This window comes from Sphingomonas cannabina, assembly GCF_021391395.1.
GTDB lineage: Bacteria > Pseudomonadota > Alphaproteobacteria > Sphingomonadales > Sphingomonadaceae > Sphingomonas > Sphingomonas cannabina.
This window is the reverse complement of the sequence record NZ_CP090059.1, coordinates 274,885-291,602: the sequence shown is the minus strand read 5'-3', so window position 1 is coordinate 291,602 and position 16,718 is coordinate 274,885. Positions and strand designations below refer to the sequence as shown.

The 16,718-nt window shown below is 69.4% G+C and carries 21 protein-coding genes; 10 read left to right on the top strand and 11 right to left on the bottom strand.

Going from position 1 to position 16,718, the window contains the following annotated elements:
• Positions 1-76 precede the first annotated feature (76 nt).
• Genes LZK98_RS01480 through LZK98_RS01465 form a run of 4 tightly spaced genes read left to right on the top strand, consistent with a single transcriptional unit; the run spans position 77 to position 2,336 of the window.
• Positions 77-592, top strand: a complete 516-nt coding sequence (locus tag LZK98_RS01480; RefSeq protein ID WP_233784584.1) for a YciE/YciF ferroxidase family protein — start codon at positions 77-79, stop codon at positions 590-592.
• A 1-nt stretch (position 593) separates the two neighbouring features.
• A complete protein-coding gene (locus LZK98_RS01475; RefSeq protein ID WP_233784583.1) occupies positions 594-1,589 on the top strand; it encodes an ATP-dependent DNA ligase in 996 nt (331 codons plus the stop codon).
• Positions 1,590-1,616: 27 nt separating this feature from the next.
• The gene (locus LZK98_RS01470) at positions 1,617-1,964 is read left to right on the top strand and encodes a GFA family protein (RefSeq protein WP_233784582.1); all 348 of its coding nucleotides are present in this window, start codon (positions 1,617-1,619) and stop codon (positions 1,962-1,964) included.
• On the top strand, positions 1,965-2,336 hold the full coding sequence (locus LZK98_RS01465) for a tRNA-binding protein (RefSeq protein WP_233784581.1): 372 nt from the start codon (positions 1,965-1,967) through the stop codon (positions 2,334-2,336).
• Here the strand turns inward: LZK98_RS01465 and LZK98_RS01460 are convergent.
• From LZK98_RS01460 to ribH, 3 genes are read right to left on the bottom strand one after another with little or no spacing between them, the layout of a single operon-like run.
• A complete protein-coding gene (locus tag LZK98_RS01460; protein WP_233784580.1) occupies positions 2,333-2,815 on the bottom strand; it encodes a hypothetical protein in 483 nt (160 codons plus the stop codon). The genes LZK98_RS01465 and LZK98_RS01460 overlap by 4 nt on opposite strands.
• Complete coding sequence (locus LZK98_RS01455) at positions 2,812-3,354, bottom strand: GNAT family N-acetyltransferase (RefSeq protein WP_233784579.1); 543 nt, start codon at positions 3,352-3,354, stop codon at positions 2,812-2,814. The genes LZK98_RS01460 and LZK98_RS01455 overlap by 4 nt, the downstream gene beginning before the upstream one ends.
• On the bottom strand, positions 3,351-3,776 hold the full coding sequence (gene ribH / locus LZK98_RS01450; RefSeq protein ID WP_233784578.1) for a 6,7-dimethyl-8-ribityllumazine synthase: 426 nt from the start codon (positions 3,774-3,776) through the stop codon (positions 3,351-3,353). Before ribH ends, LZK98_RS01455 begins: the two co-directional genes overlap by 4 nt.
• A 118-nt stretch (positions 3,777-3,894) precedes the next feature.
• On the opposite strand from ribH, the gene LZK98_RS01445 reads away from it, so the two are divergent.
• The 4 genes from LZK98_RS01445 (at position 3,895) to LZK98_RS01430 (ending at position 5,940) form a co-directional block, all read left to right on the top strand.
• Positions 3,895-4,221, top strand: a complete 327-nt coding sequence (locus LZK98_RS01445; RefSeq protein WP_233784577.1) for an ArsR/SmtB family transcription factor — start codon at positions 3,895-3,897, stop codon at positions 4,219-4,221.
• On the top strand, positions 4,218-4,694 hold the full coding sequence (locus tag LZK98_RS01440) for an SRPBCC family protein (RefSeq protein ID WP_233784576.1): 477 nt from the start codon (positions 4,218-4,220) through the stop codon (positions 4,692-4,694). Before LZK98_RS01445 ends, LZK98_RS01440 begins: the two co-directional genes overlap by 4 nt.
• 224 nt (positions 4,695-4,918) lie before the next feature.
• Positions 4,919-5,686 carry a DUF899 domain-containing protein gene (locus tag LZK98_RS01435; protein WP_233784575.1) on the top strand — a complete coding sequence of 256 codons (768 nt, stop codon included), beginning with the start codon at positions 4,919-4,921 and terminating at the stop codon, positions 5,684-5,686.
• A complete protein-coding gene (locus tag LZK98_RS01430) occupies positions 5,683-5,940 on the top strand; it encodes a hypothetical protein (protein ID WP_233784574.1) in 258 nt (85 codons plus the stop codon). Before LZK98_RS01435 ends, LZK98_RS01430 begins: the two co-directional genes overlap by 4 nt.
• Here LZK98_RS01430 and ribB read toward each other — a convergent pair.
• The 6 genes from ribB to LZK98_RS01400 all read right to left on the bottom strand — a co-directional run bounded on the left by ribB (position 5,886) and on the right by LZK98_RS01400 (position 11,127).
• On the bottom strand, positions 5,886-7,028 hold the full coding sequence (ribB, locus tag LZK98_RS01425; RefSeq protein ID WP_233784573.1) for a 3,4-dihydroxy-2-butanone-4-phosphate synthase: 1,143 nt from the start codon (positions 7,026-7,028) through the stop codon (positions 5,886-5,888). The two genes, LZK98_RS01430 and ribB, sit on opposite strands and share 55 nt — an antisense overlap.
• The gene (locus tag LZK98_RS01420) at positions 7,015-7,638 is read right to left on the bottom strand and encodes a riboflavin synthase (RefSeq protein ID WP_233784572.1); all 624 of its coding nucleotides are present in this window, start codon (positions 7,636-7,638) and stop codon (positions 7,015-7,017) included. Before LZK98_RS01420 ends, ribB begins: the two co-directional genes overlap by 14 nt.
• The gene (gene ribD / locus LZK98_RS01415) at positions 7,638-8,633 is read right to left on the bottom strand and encodes a bifunctional diaminohydroxyphosphoribosylaminopyrimidine deaminase/5-amino-6-(5-phosphoribosylamino)uracil reductase RibD (RefSeq protein WP_233784571.1); all 996 of its coding nucleotides are present in this window, start codon (positions 8,631-8,633) and stop codon (positions 7,638-7,640) included. Before ribD ends, LZK98_RS01420 begins: the two co-directional genes overlap by 1 nt.
• A complete protein-coding gene (locus LZK98_RS01410) occupies positions 8,621-8,968 on the bottom strand; it encodes a hypothetical protein (RefSeq protein WP_233784570.1) in 348 nt (115 codons plus the stop codon). Before LZK98_RS01410 ends, ribD begins: the two co-directional genes overlap by 13 nt.
• A 59-nt stretch (positions 8,969-9,027) precedes the next feature.
• Positions 9,028-9,702 (bottom strand): energy transducer TonB, encoded by a 675-nt coding sequence (locus tag LZK98_RS01405; RefSeq protein ID WP_233784569.1) that lies wholly within the window; start codon positions 9,700-9,702, stop codon positions 9,028-9,030.
• A 99-nt stretch (positions 9,703-9,801) separates the two neighbouring features.
• Positions 9,802-11,127, bottom strand: a complete 1,326-nt coding sequence (locus LZK98_RS01400; RefSeq protein WP_233784568.1) for a glutamate--tRNA ligase — start codon at positions 11,125-11,127, stop codon at positions 9,802-9,804.
• 138 nt (positions 11,128-11,265) lie between these two features.
• Between LZK98_RS01400 and LZK98_RS01395 the strand changes: the two genes are divergently transcribed.
• On the top strand, positions 11,266-12,201 hold the full coding sequence (locus LZK98_RS01395) for a ribose-phosphate pyrophosphokinase (RefSeq protein WP_233784567.1): 936 nt from the start codon (positions 11,266-11,268) through the stop codon (positions 12,199-12,201).
• Here the strand turns inward: LZK98_RS01395 and LZK98_RS01390 are convergent.
• Both LZK98_RS01390 and LZK98_RS01385 read right to left on the bottom strand, forming a co-directional pair.
• Entirely contained in the window at positions 12,198-12,740 is a 543-nt protein-coding gene (locus LZK98_RS01390) for a SixA phosphatase family protein (protein WP_233784566.1), read from the bottom strand. The genes LZK98_RS01395 and LZK98_RS01390 overlap by 4 nt on opposite strands.
• Positions 12,737-15,436 (bottom strand): ATP-dependent DNA helicase, encoded by a 2,700-nt coding sequence (locus LZK98_RS01385; protein WP_233784565.1) that lies wholly within the window; start codon positions 15,434-15,436, stop codon positions 12,737-12,739. The genes LZK98_RS01390 and LZK98_RS01385 overlap by 4 nt, the downstream gene beginning before the upstream one ends.
• Positions 15,437-15,589: 153 nt before the next feature.
• Here LZK98_RS01385 and LZK98_RS01380 point away from each other — a divergent pair, with 153 nt between their 5' ends.
• Complete coding sequence (locus LZK98_RS01380; RefSeq protein ID WP_233784564.1) at positions 15,590-16,651, top strand: class I SAM-dependent methyltransferase; 1,062 nt, start codon at positions 15,590-15,592, stop codon at positions 16,649-16,651.
• Positions 16,652-16,718 lie beyond the last annotated feature (67 nt).

Sequence of the window (16,718 nt, the reverse complement as noted above, 5' to 3'; positions counted from 1 at the left end):
TGTTGCCGGGTGCCGGCGCGTTTCCCCCTTTACGCGCCGGCACATCCCGAAACCGATCAAGGGCAAGGAGTCCGCCATGGGCCTGTTCAGCAAGGACATCGCAACGCTCGACGACCTGTTCCTGCACACGCTGCAGGACATCTATTACGCCGAGAACCAGATCACCAAGGCGCTGCCGAAGATGGTCGACAAGGCGACCTCGCCCGATCTCAAGGCGGGGTTCGAGGTGCATCTCAGCGAGACCGAGGGCCAGATCCGCCGGCTCGACCAGGTCTTCGGCCTGCTCGGCAAGGAGCCGCAGGGCGTCACCTGCCCGGCGATCGACGGCATCATCAAGGAAGCCAACGAGATCGCCGGCGACATCGCCGACAAGAAGGTGCTCGACGCCGCGCTGATCGCCGCCGCCCAGGCGGTCGAGCATTATGAGATCACCCGCTACGGCACGCTGATCGCCTGGGCCAACCAGCTCGGCCAGAGCCAGGCGGCGTCGATCCTGGCCGAGACGCTGGCCGAGGAGAAGGCGACCGACGAGAAGCTGACGACGATGGCGGAGGGCCAGGTCAACGCCGAAGCCGAGTTCGCCGACGCCTGACGTGACGGCGCCGATCGTGCCGATGGAGGCGAAGCTCGCCGCCGAGCTTCCATCGGACGAGGGGTGGCAGTTCGAGCCCAAATGGGACGGCTTCCGCTGCATCGCGCTGCGCGACGGCGACCGCGTCGAGCTGTGGTCGAAGGCGGGCAAGCCGCTCGGCCGCTATTTCCCGGAGGTGGTCGCCGCGCTCGCCGCGCTGCCGGCGAAGCGGTTCCGTCTCGACGGCGAGCTGATCGTGCCGGTCGGCGGCAGCCTGTCCTTCGCCGCGCTGCAGATGCGGCTGCATCCCTCGGCCAGGCGCGTGGCGAAGCTCGCGGCGGAGACGCCGGCCGAGCTGATGCTGTTCGACGACCTCGCCGATCCGGCCGCCCCGCTGACCCAACGCCGCGCCACGCTGGAAGTCTTCGTCAGGGCGAATCCGTCGCCCGCGCTCCACCTGTCGCCCGCCACCCGCGATCCCGCCCGTGCCCGCGAGTGGCTGGCGGAGACGGGCGGCGCGCTCGACGGCGTGGTCGCCAAGCGGCTCGATGAACCCTACCGGCCCGGCGAGCGGGCGATGGTGAAGGTCAAGCGCCTGCGCACCGCCGACTGCGTAGTCGGCGGCTTCCGCTATGCGACGGGCAAGCCGGTGGTCGGTTCGCTGCTGCTCGGGCTCTATGACAAGGAGGGCAGGCTCGATCATGTCGGCTTCACCTCGAACATGCCTGACCGAGCACCGCTTACGAAACAGCTGGAGAAACGGATCGTACCGCCCGGCTTCACCGGCGACGCCCCGGGCGGTCCCAGCCGCTGGTCGACCGAGCGCTCGGCCGAATGGCAGCCGCTGCGGCCCGAGCTGGTGGTGGAGGTCCGCTACGATCACGTCACCGGTCAGCGCTTCCGCCACGGCACCGCGTTCCTGCGCTGGCGTCCCGACAAGGCGCCGCGCCAGTGCACGCTCGACCAGCTCGAGCCGGAGGCGAGTCCGGCGGTGGTCGGTGCCGCTTTGGCGGGCTAAGGGATGGCGAGGAGAGGAGATTCGCTCATGTCCGTCACCGGAAGCTGCCACTGCGGGGCCGTCAACTACACGCTCGACGAGCCGGCGCCGACCAAGGCGATGGCCTGCAACTGCTCGATCTGCCGGCGCAAGGGCTCGCTGCTCCACTTCGCCTCGGCCGATGCGGTAACGGTCGAGGGGCGCGAGGCGCTCACCACCTACACCTTCAAGTCGCACAATATCCAACACCATTTCTGCACCACCTGCGGCTGCGCGCCGTTCGCCGAAGGCACGGCGCCCGACGGCAAGGCGATGGTCGCGATCAACCTGCGCTGCACCGACGGCATCGACCCGGACGCGCTCGAGATCACCCAATTCGACGGTGCGAGCGTCTAGATGCACATGAACCATGGCGCCGGCGCGCCGCCGGCGGCGACGATCGGCTTCGACGATTTCCTCAAGGTCGACATCCGCGTCGGCACGATCGTCGAGGCGCGCGAATTCCCCGAGGCGCGCAAGCCCGCCTATCGCCTGACGATCGACTTCGGCGAGCCGCTGGGGCGCAAGGCCTCGTCGGCGCAGATCACCGAGCATTACACGCCGGAGATGCTGGTCGGGCGGCAGGTGGCGGCGGTGGTCAACTTCCCACCGCGCCAGGTCGGGCCGATGATGTCCGAGGTGCTGACGCTCGGTTTCCCGGACGAGAACGGCAAGGTCGTGCTGATCGGCCCGTCGCAGGAGGTGCCGAACGGCGGACGGCTGTTCTAGTCGGCCGCCTGATCGAGCGCATCGATCCGCGCCGTGATCCACCGCCGGATCGGCCTCGTGCCATTGATCAGCACGAGAGCCGGCACGATCAGGATCGCCGGCCACTCGACTGCGACGCTGAGCAGCACGAATCCGATGACGAGCGTGACGATCACCACCCCGGCGAAAGCCCGCTGCGTGTTTTCGTCCAGGATCACTCGGCGAGGGCCCTTGAGATCGTAGAGGGGCGACGTCTTCAGGATCGGACGGCCGCTACGGTCGTCGACCGAACGCGGTGCCGCGTTGATCACCGCTCCGGCCACGCGGCCGAGCATCCGGTCGACCGGATCGAGGCCCTCAGCCGATCCGCGCTTGTCAGATGCGCTGGTGCGATCCGGGGGTGGTGCCGCGGTTGCTTCCCTGCCCGTGCGCGTATCGATCACCACCAGCCGCCGGCCGCGCTCGACCACCTTGTAGCGGCTCGACGGCGCCTCGGTCATAGCGCCACACGACGAGCCCGCCATTGGTCGGCGGTCTGGCCCCAGCGATCGACCCGCACGTCCTGGAGCGGCGGCGGCAGCCTGGTCGGGCCGCCGTTGGTGGAGCCCAGCCGCTCCGCCAGCCGGATCGAGCGGACATTGTCGGGATGGATGGTGTGGATGATCTCGGTCCAGCCGAGCACCTCGACCGCATAGTCCATCGCCGCGACCGCGCCCTCATAGGCATAGCCCTTGCCGGCGAACGCGCGGGCGACGCCCCAGCCGACCTCGGTGCCGGGCCAGCCTTCCGGCGCCCAGGGGCCGAGCCGGCCGACCCATTGGCCGGTGGCGCGCTCGATCACCGAGAACATCGAGAAGCCGGAGACCGTCCAGGCGCCGGCCATCTCGGCCAGCCCGCGCCAGGCGTTGGCGCGGTCCCTCGGCCCGCCGAGGAACCGCATCTGCTCCTCGTCCGCGGCGAACGCCGCCCACGCCTCGAAATCCGAGCCGTCGAGCGGCCGCAGCATCAGCCGCGGCGTGAAGAGGATCGGGCCGGTCATGCGACCCCGAACCGCTCCCTGAGCGCGAGCATCGCCAGCGCCGCCCTGGCCGCGCCGCCGCCCTTGTCGGCCTGCGCGGGATCGGCGCGGACGATCGCCTGCGCCTCGTTCTCGACGGTCAGGATACCGTTGCCGATCGCCAGCCCGTCCATGGTGAGCGCCATCAGCCCACGCGCGCTCTCGTTGGAGACGATCTCGAAATGATAGGTCTCGCCGCGGATCACCACGCCGAGCGCGACATAGGCGTCGTAGCGCCCCGTCTCCGCCGCCAGCGACACCGCGCCGGGCGCCTCGAGCGCGCCCGGAACGGTGACCGTCTCATGGCTGTGCCCCGCTGCCTCGATCGCCGCGCGCGCCCCGGCGAGGAGCAGGTCGTTGAGGTGGTCGTAGAACCGCGCCTCGACGATCAGGACATGGGCCATCTTCCGTCACTCCGTTCGCTTGAACCCCTCCGGTAGAAGAAGAGCCCGGGCTTCGGCAACGGCGGAGTTAATATTAGTGTTGACTAATGAATTAGCATAGGCTAATAGGATTCGCATGATGCAGGTCGCCGGCCTCGACACCGTGATGCGCGCCCTCGCCGATCCCACGCGGCGGGCGGTGTTCGAGCGCATCGCCCGCTCCGACGAGGTCAACGTGGCCGAGCTGACCCGCGCAAGCGGCGTGACCCAGGGGGCGGTCTCGCAGCATCTCAAGTCGCTGAAGCAGGCCGGCCTCGTCGCCGAACGTCCGCAGGGCCGGCAGGTCTTCTACCGGGCGCGGCCGGAAGGGCTGGCGCCGCTGTTCGACTGGCTGAACCATTACGACGCCTTCTGGCGCGAGCGGCTCGGCAACCTGCGCACGTTGTTGAAGGAGATCGATCCATGACCGTCGGAGACCTGGCAACGCACTCGGAGCAGATCGCGGTCGACGAGGTGTTCCCGCACGCGCCCGAGGTGATCTGGGCGACGTTGACGCGGCCGGAGCTGATCGCGCGCTGGCTCAACATGACGCCCGCCGGCTTCGAGCCGGTGGTCGGCAACCGCTTCACCTATCAGACCTCGCCCGGCGGCAAATGGGACGGGACGATCCGGTGCGAGGTGGTGGAGGTGATCCCCAACCGGCGCCTCGCCTATTCGTGGAAGGGCGGACATGCGGAGAACCAGGGCTATGGCTCGCTGCTCGATACCGTCGTCACCCTGACGCTTGAGCCCGTCGAGGGCGGAACCCGGCTGCGCGTCGTCCATTCGGGCTTCGTCCTGCCGCGCAACGAGACGGCCTATCGCAACATGAGCGGCGGCTGGACGCAGGTCGTCCATCGGATCGGCGAACTGTCGGGCGAGCAGAGCGCAGCGCGATGACGGGCCTGGGTCGCGTTGACATTCAGCGTCGAGACCGTCGCGACGGGCTCCAAACAGCCGTCATGCCGGGCTTGACCCGGCATCCAGGGCCATGGGGGACACCGCTTGTGGCTCTGGATGCCGGGTCAAGCCCGGCATGACGATGGTTTTACCGCGGTTTTACCGCGGCCGTCACCGAAACGCCTGAATGTCAACACGACCTAGGCCCAGCAGGAGTGAAGGCCATGCAGCAGGAACTGCCGAAGACCCATCCGCCGATCGTGTCGCCCGAAGAATGGCGCGCGGCGCGCGAGGCGATGCTCGTCAAGGAAAAGGCCCATACGCGGGCGCGCGACGCGCTCGCCGCCGAGCGGCGGCGGATGCCGTGGATGGCGGTCGAGAAGGATTATGCGTTCGAGGGGCCGGACGGCCGGATGAGCCTGCTCGACCTGTTCGAGGGCCGGCGGCAACTGATCCTCTACCGCGCCTTCTTCGAGCCCGGCGTGTTCGGCTGGCCTGACCATGCCTGCCGCGGCTGCTCGCTCGGCGCCGACCAGGTGTCGCACCTCGCGCACCTCAATGCCCGCGACACCACGCTCGCCTACGCCTCGCGCGCGCCGCAGCCCGACATCGCGCGGCTGAAGGCACGGATGGGCTGGGCGATGCCGTGGTACACGATCACCGACAGCTTCGACGCCGATTTCGGCGTGGACGAATGGCACGGGCACAATGTCTTCATCCGCGACGGCGAGCGCATCTATCGCACCTATTTCACCGACAACCGCGGCGACGAGGCGTTCGGGACGGTGTGGAGCTACCTCGATGTGACGCCGCTCGGCCGGCAGGAGAGCTGGGAGGATTCGCCCGAAGGCTATCCGCAGGACCCGCCGTACAAATGGTGGAACTGGCACGACAATTACGACGCCGAGGCCAAGCCCGACCCCAAATGGGTCGAGATCTCGGACGCAGGCGAGGCAGCATTCCGCGATCCCGACGCGAAAGCGAAGACATGAGCGGCGCGCGCTGGCTCAGCCTCGCGGCGATGCCCGCCTGTGCGGTGATGGCGCTGCACAGCGCCGTCCAGGGTAGCGCCGCCGACATGCTCTGCTCGGCGGCAGGCACCTCACCGCTCGGCGGGATGACCGCGATGTGGGTGCTGATGAGCGTGATCCACGCGCCGCCATGGATCCGCCTGGCGTCGCAGCGCGAGCGTCAGGCCGGGCCGCAGCAGTCCACCGCCCGCTCCCCGACGATCGACAGGCCGTAGCCGTCGAGCCCCACCAGCGTGTGGTGGGTGTTGGTGAGCAGGATCATGTCGTGCACGCCGAGCTCGGTCAGGATGGTCGCGCCGACGCCATAGTCGCGCAGCTCCTCCATGTCCTTCTCAGCAAGCGTGCCGGCGCGCGCCTGCAGCGCCATGGTGAAGCTGTCGGCGCGGGTCGGGTTGAGCACCACCACCACGCCGGCGCCCTCCTCGCCGATCATCTCCATCGAGCGGCGCAGCATCCCGCCGCGCTCGCCGCCTTCGCCGAAGATGTCGGAGAAGGGCGAGAGCACGTGCATGCGCACCAGCGTCGGCTTGGCGGGATCGACCCTGCCCTTGATCAACGCGACCTGCTCGGTGCCGGTCGCCTTGTTCCAGAAGGTGATCGCAGTCCACTCGCCGCCCCATTGGCTGGTGAAACGCACCTCGGCGCGCTTCTCGACGAGATGGTCGTGGCGGCGGCGGTAGGCGATGAGGTCGCGGATCGTGCCGATCTTGAGATTGTGGTGCTGGGCGAAGGCGACGAGGTCGTCGAGCCGCGCCATCGTCCCGTCCTCGTTCATGATCTCGCAGATCACGCCCGAGGGATTGAGCCCGGCGAGCCGCGCGACGTCGACCGCCGCCTCGGTATGGCCGGCACGGACCAGCACGCCGCCCTCGCGCGCGACCAGCGGGAAGACGTGGCCGGGGGTGACGATCTCCTCGCGCCCCTTCGAGGCGTCGATCGCGACCGCGACGGTGCGCGCGCGGTCGGCGGCGGAGATGCCGGTGGTGACGCCGTCGCGCGCTTCGATCGAGACGGTGAAGGCGGTCTCGTGCCGCGTGCCGTTGTTGCGGCTCATCAGGTCGAGGCCGAGCTGGTCGACCCGCGCCTTGGTCATCGCCAGGCAGATCAGGCCGCGGCCGTACTTCGCCATGAAGTTGATCGCGTCGGGCGTCGCCATCTGCGCGGGGATGACGAGGTCGCCCTCGTTCTCGCGGTCCTCGTCGTCGACGAGGATGAACATGCGGCCGTTGCGCGCCTCGTCGATGATCTCCTCCGGCGAGGAGAGGAAGGCGTGGCGCAGGCGGGCCAGCTCAGGCTTCGGCATCGGTCAGGGACTTTCTGGCTTGCTCCATCCGCTGGAGATAGCGGGCGAGCACGTCGATTTCGAGGTTGACCGGCTGGCCGGGCTCGATCGCGCCGAAGGTGGTGACCTCGGCGGTATGCGGGATGATATTGAGCCCGAACTCGACGCCCCGGGCGGTGTCGGTCACTTCGTTGACGGTCAGCGACACGCCGTCGACGGTGATCGAACCCTTGGGCGCGACGAACGGGGCGAGCTCGCGCGGCGCGGCGACGACGACGCGGTGCGACCCGCCTTCCTCGCGCACGCTCGCCACTTCGCCGATACCGTCGACATGGCCGGTGACGATATGGCCGCCCAATTCGTCGCCGAGCCGCAGCGCACGCTCGAGGTTGAGGCGCCGGCCCGCGGTCCACTGGCCCTGGGCGGTGCGGCTCACCGTCTCGCCGGACACGTCGACCGCGAACCAGCCCGGCCCCTTGTCGACCACCGTCAGGCATACGCCCGAGCAGGAGATCGACGCGCCCAGGTCGATGGTGGCGGTGTCGTAGCCCGTCTCCACGATCGCGCGCAGGTCGCCCTGCTGCTCGACCGAACGGATGGTACCGATATCGGTGACGATTCCCGTAAACATCAGTCGCGCTCGTAGACCTCCAGGGTGTCGGTGCCAAGCTGACGCCGGTCCACGCGCCGCCAGCGGCCGTGCGCCGCCTCCAGGTCTGTCAGGCCCAGGTCGCCGAGCGCCTGACGGCCGCCGATCAGGATCGGGGCGCGGTAGAGGAGTAGCCGATCGACCAGCTCCGCACGGAGGAAGGAGGCGGCGGTCTCTGCACCCCCCTCCACCAGCAGATGGTCGATTCCCAGCCAATCGGCGATATCGGCCGGATTCTCCAGCGTGTGCCAATTCTCCGCCTCATGGGAATTGGCAAATGGTGGGAGGGGACGATTCGTCAGAACGAAGCGGCGAGGTGCGCGGCTTTTGCTCAAGCCAGGCAGGCGCACGTCGAGGATCGGCTTGTCCGCATCAAACGTCCCGCGCCCGACCAGGATCGCCTCGTGCCGTGCGCGTTCGAGATGCGCGTGCGCCCGCGCGGCAGGGCCGGTGATCCAGCGGCTCGCACCATTGGCGAGCGCGATGCAGCCGTCGAGCGAGGTCGCGAGCTTGAGCGTGACATGCGGCCGGCCGAGCTCGCGGCGGGTGAGGAAGCCGGCCATCGACCGCCGCGCTTCCGCCGCGCCAATTCCCGTCTCGACGGCGACGCCGGCTGCCCGCAGCCGCTCGATCCCGGCACCGCCGGTGCGTGGATCGGGATCCTCGAGCGCCGCTACGACTCGTGCGATGCCCGCCTCGGCCAGCAGCGTCGAGCAGGCCGGTCCGCGCGGCGAGACATGGGCGCACGGCTCCAGCGTCACATAGGCCGTCGCCCCGCGCGCCGCCTCACCGGCCTCGGCCAGCGCCATCGCCTCGGCATGAGGGCGGCCGCCGGGCTGGGTCCAGCCACGTCCGACCACGCGCCCGTCCTTCACGATCACGCAGCCGACGTTGGGATTGGGTGCCGTCCGCCCGCGCCCTCGTTCGGCCAGCGCCAACGCCGCGCCCATCCAGCGCGGATCGCTCACAGGCCCCATTTCTTGAGCGCGTCGTCGTATCTCTTGAACTGTTCCTGCCGTTCCTTGGCCCTGCGCTCCGCCTCGGCCTTGCGCGCCAGCTCCTTGGGCAGGTCGATCTTCTGCTGGGCACGGATCTCCTCGTCGGTGCGGGTGAGCGGCCAGCTCTGGAAATAGGTGATCTCGCGCTTGTAGACGCGCTCCTCGTGCGAATCGTGGATGAAGCCGGCGATCAGCAGCGTCGTCACCACGATCGACAGGAACAGGAACACCAGCTCATAGGACTGGCGCTGCGACAGGAAGATACGCAGATCCTGGATCGCTCGAAAAGGCGAGAAGCGGGCGAAATAACGCATTGCGCCGCATAACATAGGCGCCGGAGAGGCTCGCCACCACCCCCGGCGCCATGTCGCGGTCAGGCGTCGGTCAGGTGGAAGCCGAGCCGCATCGTCCGCCAGCTCTCGAACGGTATGCCGTCACGAGTCGCCGGCTTGAACCGCCAACGGGACAGCGCCTGGCGCCTGGTCGCCTGGAAGAAGCTGTCGTGCGGACTGCTCACCAGTTCGATCGCCTTCACCCGGCCGTTGGTGCCGACCAGCACCTTCACGACCACCTGGCCCTCCAGTCCGGCACGGCGCATGTCGGCCGGATAGTCAGGCTGGAGATCGTCGGCGTAGCGCGAATCGATCTCCGGCACGGTCACCACCGGCAGCGGCTTGGGCGGATCCACGGTGACGCCGCCGCCAGTGCCGGTCCCGGTTCCCGGCGGAGTTCCAGTATCGGGGGGCAGGATCACGTCCGTGGTGTCGACCCGATCGGTCGGCTTCGTGGGCACGTCGACCCTTTTTGGCGGAACATAGGGATCGATCGGGCGCGGTGCCTCGACCGTCTTCGTCGGCTCGACTTTAGGGATCGGCGGCGGAGGCGGCGGAATCGGGATGTTGATCGCCTCAATCGGGTCCCAGTTGATGACCTTCGGCAGCTCGGGCGCGGACCAGATCAGCGCCGCGAGCAGCGCTGCGTTGATTCCCACCGCCATCGTCAGCCCCGCGGGGCTCATCCTCGTACGATTCGCACGGTCTGCGTACATTGTCCTCTCCTTCACGCCGGGCGATCCGGTTGAGGGATGATACAACATTACACAATCGTCACAAAGCGATTTCAGGCGGGAGAAGAACGGTGGCGGGCCCTAGCTGGCGCTCCGTAGCCGTTCGACCGCGCGGTCGCGGCCGATCAGCGGGAGCAGCGCCGCCATGTCGGGGCCGTGGTCGCGGCCGGTGAGGGCACGGCGGAGCGGGAGGAACAGCGGCTTGCCCTTGCGGCCGGTGCGGTCCTTGAGCGCGGCGGTGAGCGCGTGCCAGGGATCGGCGGACCAGTCGATCTGCGCGGCGACCGTCGCCGCTTCGATGAGATAGGTGCTGTCCTCGGGTTCGCCCGAAGCGGCGATCGGACCTTCGATCACCGCCCACCAGTCGGCGGCATCGGCGACGCGCTCGAGATTAGGACGGATCGCCTCCCATGCCGCCTCGCCCATGCCGACGGGCAGACGGTCACGCACCGCCGCGTGGGGAAGCTGATGGACGATCTTGGCATTGATCCCGGCGAGTTCCGCTTCGTCGAATCGCGCCGGCGCGCGGCCGAAATGGCTGAAGTCGAAGCCGGCGATCAGCGGCGTGCGGTCGATCAGCGGCTCGACCGGCTGGCTGGTGCCGATGCGTGCGAGCAGCGCGATCACCGCCTCCGGCTCGATCCCCGCCTCGCGGAAGTGATCGACGCCGAGCGAGCCGAGCCGTTTGGAGAGCTTGCCTTCGCTGCCGGTGAGCAGCGCCTCGTGGGCAAAGGCGGGTGGCGCGGCGCCGAGCGCGTGGAACATGTCGATCTGGAGCGCGGTATTGGAGACATGGTCCTCGCCGCGCACGACCTGAGTCACACCCATGTCGATGTCGTCGATCACCGAAGGGAGCAGGTAGAGCCACGAGCCGTCGGCGCGGCGGACGACGGGATCACTCATCGCCTCCGCCGCGAAATGCTGGGGACCGCGGATGAGATCGTCCCACTCGAGCAGGTCGCCGCCGAGCCGGAAGCGCCAGTGCGGCGCTCGCCCCTCGTCCTCGAACGCCGCCTTCTCGGCCTCTGTGAGGCGGAGCGCGGCGCGATCGTAGATCGGCGGCAGGCCGCGCCCGAGCAGGATCTTGCGCTTGAGATCAAGCTCCTGGCTTGTCTCATAGGCCGGATAGACCCGTCCCGCCGCCTTCAGCTCCTCGAAGCGCGTCTCATAGCGGTCGAACCGCGCCGACTGCCGCTCCTCGCCGTCGGGCATCAGCCCGAGCCAGGCGAGGTCTGCCCGGATCGCTTCGACGAACCGCGCCTCGGAACGCTCGCGATCGGTATCGTCGATACGCAGCAGGAAGCGCCCGCCCTGCTTCTTCGCCCACAGCCAATTGTGGAGCGCAGTACGGATGTTGCCGACGTGCAACCTGCCGGTCGGGCTCGGCGCGAAGCGGGTGACGATCATCGGCGCGGCCTAGACCGCCGGGCCGGCAAGCTCAACGGCGACGGGCGGTGCGGGATCACCATCGCCTTGCCCTGACCCCGTTCCACCCCCTAAGGCGCGTCTCATAGCGTAGAAGCGAGGCGACGGGAGGCCCTCACCATGAAACTTCTGACGGGCAATTCGAACCTGCCGCTGGCGCAGGCGATCGCCGATTATTGCGAGAGTCCGCTGACCAAGGCGAGCGTGCGCCGCTTCGCCGACGAGGAGGTGTTCGTCGAGATCCACGAGAACGTCCGCGGCGAGGACGTGTTCGTGCTGCAGTCGACCTCCTATCCCGCCAACGACAACCTGATGGAGCTATTGATCTGCATCGATGCGCTCAGGCGCGCGTCGGCGCGGCGGATCACGGCGGTGCTCCCCTATTTCGGCTATGCCCGGCAGGATCGGAAGCCCGGCCCGCGCACGCCGATCTCGGCGAAGCTGGTCGCCAACCTGATCACCACCGCGGGGGCCAACCGCGTGCTGTCGGTCGACCTCCATGCCGGGCAGATCCAGGGCTTCTTCGACATCCCGACCGACAACCTCTTCGCCGCGCCGGTGATGTCGGCCGACATCCGCAGCCGCTTCCCGGACAAGAACTGGATGGTGGTGTCGCCCGACGTTGGCGGCGTGGTGCGCGCGCGCGCCCTCTCCAAGCGGCTCGACAACGCCCCGCTCGCGATCGTCGACAAGCGCCGCGAGCGTGCCGGCGAATCGGAGGTGATGAACATCATCGGCGAGGTCGAGGGGCGCTTCTGCATCCTGATCGACGACATCGTCGATTCGGCCGGCACGCTCTGCAACGCCGCCGCGGCGCTCAAGGAGGCGGGGGCCGAGGGGGTGGTCGCCTATGTGACGCACGGCGTGCTCTCGGGCGGCGCGGTGGCGCGCGTCGAGGGATCGGCGCTCCAAGAGCTGGTGATCACCGACACGATCGGCAACCATGAGATCATCGCCGCCGCCAAGAAGGTCCGCCACCTCACCATCGCCCCGCTGATCGCCGAGGCGATCAAGCGCATCGCCGACGAGAGCTCGGTTTCCAGCCTGTTCGATTAGTCCCTCCCGGGCCCGAGGCTCGGATCGAGGTCGCGGGGACGCACGAAGCGGGTCAGTGTCGCCTCGCCCGGACGCGCATCAGCCCAGCGATCGATCTCGAAGGTGAGCACGGCAACGCTGCCGGTGGGGAACTTCGCCTCGACCTCGCTGCGCAGCGCGTCGCCCGCGCTGTCCGGGACGAGCAGCAACGCCAGCTCCTCCAGGCCCGGATTGTGCCCGACCAGCATCACCCGGCCGGCGGCGTCGGACAGCTCGTGGATCACGTCGAGCAAGGTCGCGGGGGAGGCGAGATAGAGCCGCCGGTCCCACGTCGGCACGAGATCGCGGCCATAGCCCTCCTCGACCCCCTCCAGCGTCTCGGTCACGCGCACCGCCGGCGAGGCGACGACCTGGTCGAACGCCAACCCCAGCGATCTCAGGCTGTGGCCGATCGCCACCGCGGCCCGATGGCCCTTGGCGTTGAGCGGCCGGTCGAAATCGCGGGCGACGGGATCGTCCCAGCTGGACTTGGCGTGGCGGAGCAGAGTCAGCGTCTTCACGAGAGCTGCTTCTGCCGAAGGTCCGTGACGGATGGAAGACGGCAGCGCTCGACCGCCTCATCGAGCGTGACGCGCCGCACCGGCGTGCCCGGCGGGAAGGCGGTGAGCAGCCGCGACGGCACGGCGGCGGAGAGCAGCACGAACCGCCCCTGATCGTCGGCGCGGCGGATGAGGCGGCCGAACGCCTGCGCCAGCCGGGCACGGACGATGCGGTCGTCATAGGCGCTGCCCCCACCTGCCATGCGGCGCGCGGCGTGGAGCACGGTCGGCTTGGGCCAGGGCACGCCCTCCATAACTGCCAGCCTGAGCGAATGGCCGGGCACGTCGACCCCGTCACGCAGGGCATCGGTGCCGAGTAGCGAGGAGCGCGGATCGTCGCGGAAGATATCCACCAGCGTGCCGGTGTCGATCGGATCGACATGCTGGGCGAGCAGCGGCAGCCCCTCGCGCGCGAGCCGGTCGGCGATGCGGGCGTGCACGCCGCGCAGCCGGCGGATCGCGGTGAACAGGCCGAGCGTGCCGCCGCCCGCCGCGACGATTAGCCGGGCATAGGCATTGGCGAGCGCGGCCAGGTCGCCGCGCTTGACGTCGGTCACCACCAGCACTTCGGCATGGGCGGCATAGTCGAACGGGCTCGGCACCTCGAAATGCGTCGCCGGCTGAGGGAGGTGGATTGCACCACTCCGCGCATCGGCGACATCCCAGTCACCGCCGGCCTTGAGCGTCGCCGAGGTGACTAGCGCGCCGTGTGCCGGCTCCAGCACCGTCCTCGCGAAGGGCCGGCTGGGGTCGAGCCAATGGCGGTGGAGGCCGACGTCCCATTCGCGCCCCTCGCTGCGGTCGACCGCGAGCCAGTCGACGAAGTCGGGATCGGCCGGCCCGCCGATCCGGGCGATCAGCGACAGCCAGGCGCCGACCGTCTCGGTGCGCCAGCCGAGCGAGGCGATCGCCCCCTCAATCCGCGCGCGCGCGGGGCCGTCCATCCAGTCGGGATCGTCCGCCAGCACCGCTTCCAGCCGCCGTCCGAGCGCGACCAGCGGGCGCACCAGCGCGTCGAGCGCGGCACCGGCCGGCCCCGCTGCCTCGACCAGCGCGGCATCCGGTTCGGCGAGCTCGGTCTCGAGGCCGTAGCCGGCGTCCTCCTCCTTGGCGGCGCGGGCGTAGACGAGCCCGCGCACCGCGGCGAGCAGCGCCTCGACCGGGCCGAACGGCGCCCCTTCCGCCAGCCGGCCTAGCCAGCCGTCGGACGGCAACGCCCGCGCCGCCTCGACCGCGTCCTGGATCGCGCGGCCGCCCTCCTCGTCATAGCTGGCGACGTCGCTGAGCCGCGCCGCCAGCCCGCGCCGGCGGCCGCGCGCAGTGCCCTCCGGGCCGGTGACCCAACGGCGCAGCTCGATTGCCTCGCCGCCGGTCAGCGCCGCGGCGAACATCGAATCGGCGGCGTCGAACAAGTGATGGCCTTCGTCGAAGACGTAGCGGGTCGGCCGGCTCGCGGTCTCGCGGCCGCGGGCGGCGTTGACCATCACCAGCGCATGATTGGCGATGACGATGCTCGCCTCGGCGCTGGCGCGCGCCGCGCGTTCGATGAAGCATTTCCGGTAATGCGGGCAGCCGGCGTAGATGCACTCGCCGCGCCGGTCGGTGAGCGCGGTCGATCCGTTGCGGCGGAACAGAGTCGGCAGCCAGCCGGGCAGATCGCCGCCGACCATGTCGCCGTCGGCGCTATAGGCCGCCCAGCGCGCGACGAGTTGCGCCAGGATCGCGGCGCGGCCGGCGAAGCCGCCCTGCAGCGCGTCCTCCAGGTTGAGCAGGCACAGGTAGTTCTCGCGCCCCTTGCGGGTGACGACACGCAGGTTGCGCTCGGCCGGATCGGGATAGAGCCGCGCGGTCTCGTGCGCCAACTGGCGCTGCAGCGCCTTGGTGAAGGTCGACACCCATACCGCGCCGCCCGCCGCCTCGGCCCACAGCGAGGCGGGGGCGAGGTAGCCGAGCGTCTTGCCGATCCCGGTCCCCGCCTCGGCCAGCACGAGATTGGGCGAATCGCGCGTCATCCGCGGTGCGAACGCCCTGGTCGCGGCGTCGGCGAAGGCATGCTGACCCTCGCGCCGCTCGGCCCCGGTGCCGGTAAGGGCGTTGAGGCGCGCGGAGACTTGGCCGTCGCCAATCATCACCGTGCGCGGGGCGGGGCGGGGGGCGGCCTCGCTCCATTCGGGGAGCTTCGAGAACAGCCAGCGCTCGGCCTTGTCGGGCCTGGCGAGGCGCGCGGCCACCGCCGGCGCCCACGGCCAGCGCAGGCGCTGAAGGTTCTGCGCGGCGGTCCAGGCGCCCTCGCGTTCGGGCCAGTCGGTTTCGAGCAGCTCCAGCAGCGCCCCGGCGGCACGGCGGAGGAACGGAGCGACGTCGGCATCGCTCGCCGGCGGCTCGATGCCGAGCGCCTGTGCCAGCCCCTTGGGCGTCGGCACGGCGAACACCGCCGGCCGAACGAAGGCGAACAGCTCCAGGAGATCGAGCCCATTGAGCTCGGGATGTCCCAGCCGCTGCCCGACCAGCGGCGCGTTGAGCAGGATGACGGGGGTATCAGCGGCGATCCGGATCGCCTCGCCGCGGCTGATCGCACGCGCGCCGCCCCACGGGTCGTCGTCATCGGCGATCCAGATGCCGCCGTGGCTGGCGTGAAGGGCGGGATGGGGCAGCATCACCTCTGCTTAGACTGGTCGGAACGATTGAGGAACAGCTCAACCTACCCTTATGGCTGAGCTTCTCCATTTCGTTCCGCGATTGGGGACAGAACGGCTATCATCCGGTCCGCAGCCGCCCTTCCGAATCCAATGACCCGAAAGGCATGCACGATGGCCAGCGCGATCGATGAAACGAAGCTTCATGCCTTCGTCGGCAAGATGCTGGGCGACCTCGGCGGAGCGATGAGCGTGCCGACGGTCCGCATCGGACTGCGGCTCGGATTGTTCGACGCGCTTCAGCAGGGGCCCGCCACCGCCGGCGAGCTCGCCGCGCGCGCGGGCGGCCTGCACGAGCGCTACGTCCGCGAATGGGCGCTGGCGCAGGCAGCCAATGGCAACATCGACTATGACGCGTCCGCCGACCGCTTCAGCCTGTCGCCGGAGCAGGCGATGGTGTTCACCCTCGCCGACAGTCCGGTCTACCTGCCCGGCGCGTTCGAGCTGGTCGCGGCGATGATCGAGGCCGAGCCGCGGGTCGAGGATTGCTTCCGCCGCGGCACCGGCGTGCGCTGGGGCGATCATGCCGGCTGCCTGTTCTGCGCGACCGGCGCCTTCTTCCGGCCCGGCTACGTCAACAACATCGTCCAGAACTGGATTCCGGCGCTGGACGGCGTCGAAGCCAGGCTGCGCGAAGGCGTGCGCGTGGCGGACGTCGGATGCGGAGTCGGCTTCTCGACATTGCTGATGGCAGAGGCCTATCCCGAGAGCAGCTTCGTCGGCTTCGATTTCCATGAACCCTCGATCGAGGAGGCGCGCCGTCATGCGGACCATCACGGCCTGTCCGACCGCGTCCGCTTCGAGGTCGCCCAGGCGAAGGAAATCGCCGAGGAGGGTTTCGATCTCGTCACCATGTACGATTGCCTGCATGACATGGGCGATCCGCGTGGCTGCGCGGCCCATATGCGCCGGATCCTTGCCGCGGGCGGCAGCTGGATGATCGTCGAGCCGATCGCGGGCGACACACCTGCCGACAACATGAACCCGGTCGGGCGGCTCTACTACAACGCCTCGACCATGATCTGCATCCCCACGTCGCTCGATCAGGAAGTGGGCGAAGGGCTCGGCGCACAGGCGGGCGAGCGACGGCTCGGCGCCGTGATCCGGGACGGCGGCTTCACACAGGTGAGGCGGGCGACCGAGGGCCCCTTCAACATGGTGCTCGAAGCCCGTTGAGACCTACGGCCTTCGGTTCGGTGCTGGTGCTGGCGATTGCGGGCGCGCTTCGCTAGACGCACGCGGT